This is a genomic window from Streptomyces sp. NPDC059787 (assembly GCF_042732315.1).
GTDB classification, from domain to species: Bacteria; Actinomycetota; Actinomycetes; order Streptomycetales; family Streptomycetaceae; genus Streptomyces; species Streptomyces atrovirens.
The window spans coordinates 39,018-48,164 of sequence record NZ_JBHWHX010000048.1 but is presented as its reverse complement, the minus strand read 5'-3'; the positions used below and the strand labels follow the sequence as shown (position 1 = coordinate 48,164).

Here is a 9,147-nt window from a genome sequence, read left to right as displayed (position 1 = left end):
CGGCTGGATCTCAGCCTCTCCGGCGTTTGAGGAGCGGAGCCCCAGGTCGGGACGGGAAGGGGCGGCGGGGGCGAAGAAACCCTCAGGCCCGGAGCAGCCGCCGCGCGAACTCCAGCGCCGCCGCGCGTACGTCCTCGGCCGTCCACTCCAGCCCCGCGGAACGCACGTACACCTCCGTGAGGGACAACCCCGGCCCCTTCGGATCCCAGTGGTTGGCGAAGAGCACGGTTCCCGTCTCCTCGGCCGCCCGGATCGCCATCTCGGCGACCACATCCGCGTCGTACGGCAGCCACACCTGGAAGTCATAGGTGTGCGGCACCTCGGGGTGGACGCGGAACCAGGGCAGTCCCCCTGCTTCCAGGCCCTCCCGCAGCGCGGCGGCCACCACGCGCGCGTGCCCGACGTACTCCGGCAGCCGTGGCAGCTCCCGCTCCAGTCCGATCAGCGCCGACAGCGCGGTCGGGAACTGCTGGAAGACGTTGCCCCCGTACCGGTGCCGCCAGGCCCGCGCCTCCTCGATCAGGCTCGCGGGACCGGCGAGGGCGGCGCCGCCGTAGGCGTCGAGGGACTTGTAGAACGACACGTAGACGCTGTCCGCGAGGCCCGCGATCTCCTCCAGCGGCCGGCCGAAGTGCTCGGTGCACTCCCACAGCCGGGCCCCGTCGAAGTGCACGACCGCCTCGCGTTCCCGCGCGGCGGCCACCACCTCGGTCAGCTCCTCCCACGTGGGCAGCACGAAACCGGCGTCCCTGAGCGGCAGCTCCAGCATCAGCGCCCCGAAGGGCTCCTCGAAGTCGCGGACCTCTTCGGCGGTGGGCAGCCGGGGCTCGCTCGTCATCCGCACCGGCCGCAACCCGCTGACCTGACTGAACGCGTTCCGCTCGTACACCTCCGGGTGGCTGAGCGGATGCAGCGCGACCGCCGGGTCGCCGGTGCGGCCGGCCCAGCAGCGCAGCGCCACCTGCTGGGCCATCGTCCCGGTCGGGAAGAACGCGGCGGCCTCGGTGCCGAGCAGACCGGCGACCCGCTTCTCCAGGGCCTCGACGACGCCGTTGCCGTAGATGTCGGACGTCTCGTCGAGGTCGTACACACTCCCCGCCGCCTCCAGCAGGGCCAGCCGCTCCGAGAGGGGGGCGAGGAAGCCGAGGCGTGCGAGCACACGCGGGGCGGCGCGCCAGGCGGCGATCCGCCGTTCGCGCGACGTCGGCCGCGCCGCGTCGTCCGCCTCCTGCCCGGACTCCCGCTCGTCCCGCACCGTCGTGGTGTCACTCGTGCCGTCGGTATCACTCATGCGCGCGATCATCCCCCGCCCCCGTCCGCGCGGGCACCCACATTTCCGTACGCGCGCCCGCCGCACATTTCCGCACGCGCGTGTGCCACGACGGCGCACGGAAACCCACAGCCTGTGGACAACCGACCGCCTCCGGAACCGATCGCGTTAACATGACGAGAAATCGTCCGGTACCCCGAGCGGACTGGAACGGGAAGGCCGCCGTCGCGTGAACACAACCCCACAGCCAGATCCCCGGGACCGCCCCGCGCGGCTCACCGTCGGCGTCGTCGGCGCCGGACGCGTGGGCCCCGCCCTGGCCGCGTCCCTCCAGCTCGCCGGGCACCGCCCGGTGGCCGTCTCCGCCGTCTCCGACGCCTCCCGCAGGCGCGCCGAGCAGATGCTCCCCGACGTGCCGGTGGTGCCGCCCGCCGAGGTCCTCCAGCGGTCCGAACTGGTCCTGCTGACCGTCCCGGACGACGCCCTGCCCGAGCTGGTCTCCGGACTCGCCGACACCGGCGCGGTGCGGCCGGGCCAGCTACTGGTGCACACCTCCGGGCGGTACGGCGCGAAGGTGCTCGACCCCGCCCTGCGGGCCGGCGCGCTGCCGCTTGCCCTGCATCCCGCGATGACGTTCACCGGCACCCCCGTCGACGTGCAGCGCCTCGCCGGGTGCTCCTTCGGCGTCACCGCCCCCGAGGAGCTGCGGCTGGCCGCCGAGGCCCTCGTCGTCGAGATGGGCGGCGAGCCGGAATGGATCGCCGAGGAGAACCGCCCGCTCTACCACGCGGCCCTCGCCCTGGGCGCCAACCATCTGGTCACCCTGGTCGCCCAGTCCCTGGAACTGCTGCGCACCGCCGGTGTCGAGGCCCCCGACCGGATGCTCGGCCCGCTGCTCGGCGCCGCCCTGGACAACGCCCTGCGCTCCGGCGACGCGGCCCTCACCGGCCCGGTCGCGCGCGGTGACGCGGGCACGGTCGCCGCACACGTCACCGAGCTGCGCCGGCACGCCCCGGGGGCCGTCGCCGGCTATCTGGCGATGGCCCGCGCGACCGCCGACCGGGCCCTCGCCCACGGCCTGCTGAAACCGGAACTCGCCGAGGACCTCCTCGGAGTGCTCGCCGACGGAGCCGACGGCACCGGAAGCACTTCGGGGGAGGACCGATGAGCGGCACACCCCGACACCCCGCCCACCCCACCCCCGCGACGACGCGCGCGTCCCGGAACGGAGTCACCCGATGACCGCCACCCTGCTGCGCACCGCCGCCGAACTGCACGCACGCGCGCGTACCGGCCGCCGCGCCGTCGTGATGACCATGGGTGCCCTGCACGAGGGCCACGCCACGCTGATCCGCACCGCGCGGGGCATCGCCGGTCCCGGCGGAGAGGTCGTCGTCACCGTCTTCGTCAACCCGCTGCAGTTCGGCGCGGGCGAGGACCTGGACCGCTACCCGCGCACCCTGGACGCCGACATCGAGCTCGCCGGGCAGGCGGGCGCCGACGCCGTCTTCGCCCCGTCCGTCGACGAGGTCTACCCGGGCGGCGAACCCCAGGTCCGCGTCACGGCCGGCCCCATGGGCGAACGCCTGGAGGGCGCCGTCCGCCCCGGCCACTTCGACGGCATGCTCACCGTCGTCGCCAAACTGCTCCACCTCACCCGCCCCGACCTCGCGCTGTACGGCCAGAAGGACGCCCAGCAGCTCGCCCTGATCCGCCGCATGGTGCGGGACCTGAACTTCGGCGTCGAGATCGTCGGCGTCCCCACCGTGCGCGAGGAGGACGGGCTCGCCCTGTCCAGCCGCAACCGCTACCTCTCGCCCGCCGAGCGGCGCACCGCGCTCGCCCTGTCCCAGGCCCTGTTCGCGGGCCGCGACCGGCACGCCGCCCAGCAGGCGCTGCGCGCGCGTGCGAGTGAGGTGCCCTCCACGCGCGCGCGTGCCGAGGCGCTCAGCGCCATAGGGGAGTCCCGCGCGGCGGCCGACGCGCACGCCGTCGCCACGACCGCCGGCGGCCCGGTGGCCGTCCGCGCCGCCGCCCGCCTGGTCCTCGACGAGGCCGCCCGCCTCACGCCGCCCCTCGACCTGGACTACCTGGCCCTGGTCGACCCCTCCGACTTCACCGAGATCGGCGACGACTTCACCGGAGAAGCCGTCCTCGCCGTGGCCGCCCGCGTGGGCACCACCCGCCTGATCGACAACATCCCCCTGACCTTCGGAACCTTCGGAGCCGCCTCGTGACCAGCACAGGCATAAGACTGCATGCGCCCGCGCCCGGGTGGTCCATCGACGCGGACGTCGTGGTCGTCGGTTCCGGCGTCGCCGGCCTCACCGCCGCCATGCGCTGCGAGGCCGCCGGCCTGACGACGGTGGTCGTCACCAAGGCCCGTCTCGACGACGGCTCCACCCGCTGGGCCCAGGGCGGCATCGCCGCGGCCCTCGGCGAGGGCGACACCCCCGAGCAGCACCTGGACGACACCCTGGTCGCCGGCGCGGGACTGTGCGACGAGGAGGCGGTCCGCATCCTCGTCACCGAGGGGCCCGACGCCGTACGCCGCCTCATCGCGACCGGCGCGCACTTCGACGAGTCGACCGACGGCGGCCTGGAACTCACCCGCGAGGGCGGCCACCACCGCCGCCGCATCGCCCACGCGGGCGGCGACGCCACCGGCGCGGAGATCTCCCGCGCCCTCGTCGAGGCGGTCCGCGCGCGCGGGATGCGCACCATCGAGAACGCCCTCGTCCTCGACCTCCTCACCGACGCCGACGGCCGCACCGCCGGCGTCACCCTGCACGTCATGGGCGAGGGCCAGCACGACGGCGTGGGGGCCGTCCACGCACCCGCCGTGGTCCTGGCGACCGGCGGCATGGGCCAGGTCTTCTCGGCGACCACGAACCCCGCCGTCTCCACGGGCGACGGCGTGGCCCTCGCCCTCCGCGCGGGCGCCGAGGTGAGCGACCTCGAATTCGTCCAGTTCCACCCGACGGTGCTCTTCCTCGGACCCGAGGCGGAGGGCCAGCAGCCGCTGGTCTCCGAGGCGGTGCGCGGCGAGGGCGCCCACCTGGTGGACGCCGACGGCGTGCGCTTCATGCAGGGGCAGCACGAACTCGCCGAACTCGCGCCCCGGGACATCGTCGCCAAGGGCATCATGCGCCGCATGCGGGAGCAGGACGCCGAGCACATGTACCTCGACGCCCGCCACTTCGGCGCCGAGATGTGGGAGCACCGCTTCCCCACGATCCTCGCCGCCTGCCGCGCGCACGGCATCGACCCGGTCACCGAGCCCGTTCCGGTCGCCCCGGCCGCCCACTACGCCTCCGGCGGCGTCCGCACCGACTCCCACGGCCGCACCACCGTGCCCGGCCTGTACGCGTGCGGTGAGGTCGCCTGCACCGGCGTGCACGGCGCCAACCGCCTCGCCTCCAACTCCCTCCTCGAGGGCCTGGTCTACGCCGAGCGCATCGCCGCCGACATCGCGCGCGCCGGAAACACCCTCCACGCGCGCGTGCCGCAACCGCTCCCCGTCACGGAGCGCCCCGCCTACCCCCTCCTCCCCCCGGAGGCCCGCTTCACCGTCCAGCGGATCATGAGCCGGGGAGCAGGCGTACTCCGCTCCGCGACCTCCCTCTCCCAGGCCGCCGACAGTCTCCACCGGCTCCACGCCGACGCACGCGACGCCCTCGACGAGAACGGCAAGACCGCCGAGCCCGGCGTCGACACCTGGGAGGCCACCAACCTCCTGTGCGTGGCCCGCGTCCTGGTCGCCGCCGCGCAGCGGCGCGAGGAGACCCGCGGCTGCCACTGGCGCGAGGACCGTCCCGAGCGCGACGACACGACCTGGCGCCGCCACATCGTCGTACGGCTGAATCCGGACCGATCGCTGGCGGAGCACACCACCGACACCACAGACTTCCCCCCGACCCTCACCCAGGCCCAGGAGCAGTGACAGCAGTGACCACCCCCGACCTTCCCCTCGTTCCCTCCGGCGGCTGTGGCGACGGCTGCGCCTGCGGCGCCGACGAGGAGACCTACCTGGAGTGCGGCCTCGACCCCGCACTCGCCCAGCTCCTGGCCGACGCCGGCCTCGACCCCGTCGAGGTCGAGGACATCGCCAACGTCGCCCTCCAGGAGGACCTGGCCCACGGTGTGGACGTGACGACGGTCGCGACCATCCCGGAGGACGCCGTCGCCACCGCCGACTTCACCGCGCGGGAGGCGGGCACCGTGGCGGGCCTGAGGATCGCCGAGGCGGTCATGTCGGTCGTGTGCACGGAGGAGTTCGAGGTCGAACGCCACGCGGAGGACGGCGACCGCGTGGAGGCGGGCCAGACCCTGCTCTCCGTCACGACCCGCACCCGCGACATCCTCACCGCGGAACGCAGTGCCCTGAACCTGCTGTGCCGCCTGTCGGGCATCGCGACCGCCACGCGCGCGTGGGCGGACACCCTGGAGGGCACCAAGGCGAAGGTCCGCGACACCCGCAAGACGACCCCCGGCCTGCGCAGCCTGGAGAAGTTCGCCGTGCGCTGCGGCGGCGGCGTCAACCACCGCATGTCCCTCTCGGACGCGGCCCTGGTCAAGGACAACCACGTGGTGGCCGCCGGCGGTGTCGCCAAGGCCTTCGACGCGGTCCGCGAGCGCTTCCCCGACGTCCCGATCGAGGTCGAGGTCGACACCCTGCACCAGCTCCGCGAGGTCCTGGACGCCGGCGCCGACCTGATCCTGCTGGACAACTTCACGCCCGGCGAGTGCGAGGAGGCGGTGGCCCTCGTCGGCGGCCGTGCCGCCCTGGAGGCCTCCGGCCGCCTCACCCTCACCAACGCGAAGGCGTACGCGGACACGGGCGTCGACTACCTGGCGGTGGGGGCCCTCACCCACTCCTCGCCGATCCTCGACATCGGCCTCGACCTGCGAGCGGCGGAGTAGGACCGGCCATGCTGCTGACGATCGACGTGGGCAACACGCACACCGTCCTGGGCCTCTTCGACGGCGACGACATCGTCGAACACTGGCGCATCTCCACGGACGCGCGCCGCACGGCCGACGAACTCGCGGTCCTGCTCCAGGGCCTGATGGGCATGCACCCGCTGCTGGGCGACGAGCTGGGCGACGGCATCGACGGCATCGCGATCTGCGCGACGGTCCCGTCCGTCCTGCACGAACTCCGTGAGGTGACGCGCCGCTACTACGGAGACGTCCCAGCGGTCCTGGTGGAACCGGGCGTGAAGACGGGCGTGCCGATCCTCACCGACAACCCCAAGGAGGTCGGCGCGGACCGCATCATCAACGCGGTCGCGGCGGTCGACCTCTACGGCGGACCGGCGATCGTCGTCGACTTCGGTACGGCGACGACGTTCGACGCGGTCTCCGCGCGGGGGGAGTACGTCGGTGGGGTCATCGCCCCCGGCATCGAGATCTCCGTCGAGGCGCTCGGCGTCCGCGGTGCGCAGTTGCGGAAGATCGAGGTGGCGCGTCCGCGCAGTGTGATCGGCAAGAACACGGTCGAGGCGATGCAGTCCGGCATCATCTACGGATTCGCCGGTCAGGTCGATGGCGTGGTCAACCGGATGGCTCGCGAGCTGGCGGACGATCCCGAGGACGTGACGGTCATCGCGACGGGTGGGCTGGCGCCGATGGTGCTGGGTGAGAGCTCGGTCATCGACGAGCACGAGCCGTGGCTGACGCTGATCGGTCTGCGCCTGGTGTACGAACGGAACGTGTCGCGTCTGTGACGTGCGGGTGCCTGCGCGGCCCGGTGCGGTACGGGGTGCCCCTCGCTGTTGTGGTCCGGTGCGGTACGGGGTGCCCGGCGTTGATACGGCCCGGGGGTGTTCGTGCGGCCCGGCACGCTTTGCGGGGTGCCCCGGCGTGGGTGTGGGCCGGGGGGGGTGTTCGCGCTGCCCGGCGCTTGCGGGGTGCCTCCCCCCACTCTCGGCTTCGCTCGAGCGGGAGGTACCCCCACCGCCCACCCGTGCCGCCCCAGCGGCACGACTGCCCGCGGAGGGCGGGGTGGTGGCTGCCCGCGGAAACGGCGGCAGCGGCGGCTGCCCGCGGAGGACGGGGCATGCGGCACGGCTGCCCGCAGAGGACGGGGCGGCGGGGGTAGGCAGTCGCGTACGGCGGGAAGGGGACGGGGCGGGGGTGGCCGCCCGCAGCGGCTGGCGCGTCCGCGCCGCCCACCCCTCCAAGTGACCTGTTCCGCGCCAGTCCGAGGACGGACACCCCCGACCCGGCCCCGACCCACCCACCGACCGCAGGCGCTACCCAAGCCCCCACCCGAGCCGCACAGGCGCCGCAGGCATCCCACCCACCGGACCGAAAGCCGCACCGCAGGCACAAGACCCGCACCGGGACCGTGGCGGCGCCGAGGGCACAAGACCCGCACCCCCACCGGGGGCGAACAGCGGCGCCGCAGGCATCCCACCCACCGGACCGAAAGCCGCACCGCAGGCATCCCACCCACCCGGGTGGCGCCCCACGCCACACCTGCCCCATACGCGGTGTTTGTCTGATTAGCGCGTATCGTCGCAGCATGCCCACGCCCTACGGACCCCGCGGCGGCATGGCGTTCGGCGCGGAGGAACTGCGCGTGCTCCGCCGCGCTCTCGCCCTCGCCCTGTGCCCCACCCCCACCCCCGCCTCGGCCGACGACCTCCAGGACTGCCTCCGCCTCGCCACGGACCTCGACGAGGCGACGCGGGAAAGTGCCCGGCTGCGCGCCTTCCTCCTGGCCGACCTCGGCCGCTACCGCGCGGCCCTCCCCGGCACCGCCGCCGGCTACCTCACGCTCCTGGAGGAGGCGCTGGGCGCCGGGTACCGCCCCCACCCCGACGACCTGGCCGCCCTCCGGGCCCTGCGCGGCAATCCCACCGCCGCCGCCCTCCTGCGCCACTGCCGGCGCACCTTCCTCCTGGCCCTCCCAGGAGGCCGTGCGGCCACCGAGGACCCGCGGAAGAAGCAGGACCCGTCCCGGAAGCCGGCCACCCCCAGCCCCGCCCCCGGCCCCGCCCCGAACCCCACTCCCGCCCCCGCGCCCGACCCCGCCCGCCCCATCCCCACCCCCGGCGAGGTCTTCCCCCGGCGCAAACCCACCCCGCCCCCCTCGGACCGGCACCTGGCCGCCGGCTGACGACCCCCGCTGCCCTACCCTGGACCCATGGACTACGTCTCCGCGCTCCTCCCCCCGGCCGTCATGGCCGTCCTCTTCATCGGCGTGATCCGGGTGATCGTGAAGACCCAGGGCGGCGCCAACAAGACCAAGGAGGACGCCGCGGTCGACGCGGCCCTCGCGCGGGTGCAGGGTTCCCAGCCCTCCCCCAAGACCGAAGCCTGACCGGCCCGACCCCAGCCGCCCCCGGCGTACGACCCAAGGTCGTACGCCCTTTTTGTTCATGTTTGACGACGATCATGCCCGTCCGGCACGCCATTACCCGGATCCGCCAGTATTGTTCTGAGTTGTGCCTCGCCCATTGGGAGAACTCGAAGACGCGGTCATGACGCGGGTGTGGAAGTGGAACCGCCCGGTGACCGTTCGGGAAGTCCTGGAAGATCTTCAGAAGGAACGGTCCATCGCGTACACCACGGTGATGACCGTTTTGGACAATCTCCATCAGAAGGGCTGGGTGCGCCGAGAGGCGGAAGGCAGGGCCTATCGATATGAGGCGGTCTCCACTCGCGCCGCCTACGCCGCCGCGCTGATGAACGAGGCGTGGTCGCAGAGCGACAACGCCGCCGCCGCTCTCGTCGCGTTCTTCGGCATGATGAGCGAGGAACAGCGTCAGGCTCTCACCGACGCGGTCCGCATCGTCCAGCTCCCGGAAACCCCCGCCGAGGAGAACCCCGGCTCGGCAGAGGGCCGGGGCGGACGATAGCGTCCGCCC

The 9,147-nt window shown here is 73.7% G+C and carries 9 protein-coding genes; 8 read left to right on the top strand and 1 reads right to left on the bottom strand.

Annotated features, from left to right (window positions below):
* Nucleotides 1-82: 82 nt before the first annotated feature.
* Nucleotides 83-1,303 carry a threonine aldolase family protein gene (locus ACFV5H_RS31685; protein ID WP_385198358.1) on the bottom strand — a complete coding sequence of 407 codons (1,221 nt, stop codon included), beginning with the start codon at nucleotides 1,301-1,303 and terminating at the stop codon, nucleotides 83-85.
* A 196-nt stretch (nucleotides 1,304-1,499) separates the two neighbouring features.
* On the opposite strand from ACFV5H_RS31685, the gene ACFV5H_RS31680 reads away from it, so the two are divergent.
* The 8 genes from ACFV5H_RS31680 (at nucleotide 1,500) to ACFV5H_RS31645 (ending at nucleotide 9,138) form a co-directional block, all read left to right on the top strand.
* Nucleotides 1,500-2,438, top strand: a complete 939-nt coding sequence (locus ACFV5H_RS31680; RefSeq protein ID WP_385198357.1) for a Rossmann-like and DUF2520 domain-containing protein — start codon at nucleotides 1,500-1,502, stop codon at nucleotides 2,436-2,438.
* A gap of 70 nt (nucleotides 2,439-2,508) precedes the next feature.
* The gene (panC, locus tag ACFV5H_RS31675; protein WP_385198355.1) at nucleotides 2,509-3,507 is read left to right on the top strand and encodes a pantoate--beta-alanine ligase; all 999 of its coding nucleotides are present in this window, start codon (nucleotides 2,509-2,511) and stop codon (nucleotides 3,505-3,507) included.
* Nucleotides 3,504-5,213 carry an L-aspartate oxidase gene (locus ACFV5H_RS31670; RefSeq protein WP_385059051.1) on the top strand — a complete coding sequence of 570 codons (1,710 nt, stop codon included), beginning with the start codon at nucleotides 3,504-3,506 and terminating at the stop codon, nucleotides 5,211-5,213. Before panC ends, ACFV5H_RS31670 begins: the two co-directional genes overlap by 4 nt.
* A 5-nt stretch (nucleotides 5,214-5,218) precedes the next feature.
* Nucleotides 5,219-6,193: a carboxylating nicotinate-nucleotide diphosphorylase gene (gene nadC / locus ACFV5H_RS31665; protein ID WP_385059062.1), complete on the top strand. Its 975-nt coding sequence runs from the start codon at nucleotides 5,219-5,221 to the stop codon at nucleotides 6,191-6,193.
* Between the two features lie 8 nt (nucleotides 6,194-6,201).
* On the top strand, nucleotides 6,202-6,999 hold the full coding sequence (locus tag ACFV5H_RS31660; protein WP_344567221.1) for a type III pantothenate kinase: 798 nt from the start codon (nucleotides 6,202-6,204) through the stop codon (nucleotides 6,997-6,999).
* Nucleotides 7,000-7,799: 800 nt separating this feature from the next.
* A complete protein-coding gene (locus tag ACFV5H_RS31655) occupies nucleotides 7,800-8,396 on the top strand; it encodes a hypothetical protein (protein WP_385198354.1) in 597 nt (198 codons plus the stop codon).
* Between the two features lie 27 nt (nucleotides 8,397-8,423).
* Nucleotides 8,424-8,600 carry a hypothetical protein gene (locus tag ACFV5H_RS31650; protein WP_385059134.1) on the top strand — a complete coding sequence of 59 codons (177 nt, stop codon included), beginning with the start codon at nucleotides 8,424-8,426 and terminating at the stop codon, nucleotides 8,598-8,600.
* A gap of 136 nt (nucleotides 8,601-8,736) precedes the next feature.
* Complete coding sequence (locus ACFV5H_RS31645; protein WP_385059149.1) at nucleotides 8,737-9,138, top strand: BlaI/MecI/CopY family transcriptional regulator; 402 nt, start codon at nucleotides 8,737-8,739, stop codon at nucleotides 9,136-9,138.
* The last annotated feature ends 9 nt before the right edge of the window (nucleotides 9,139-9,147 follow it).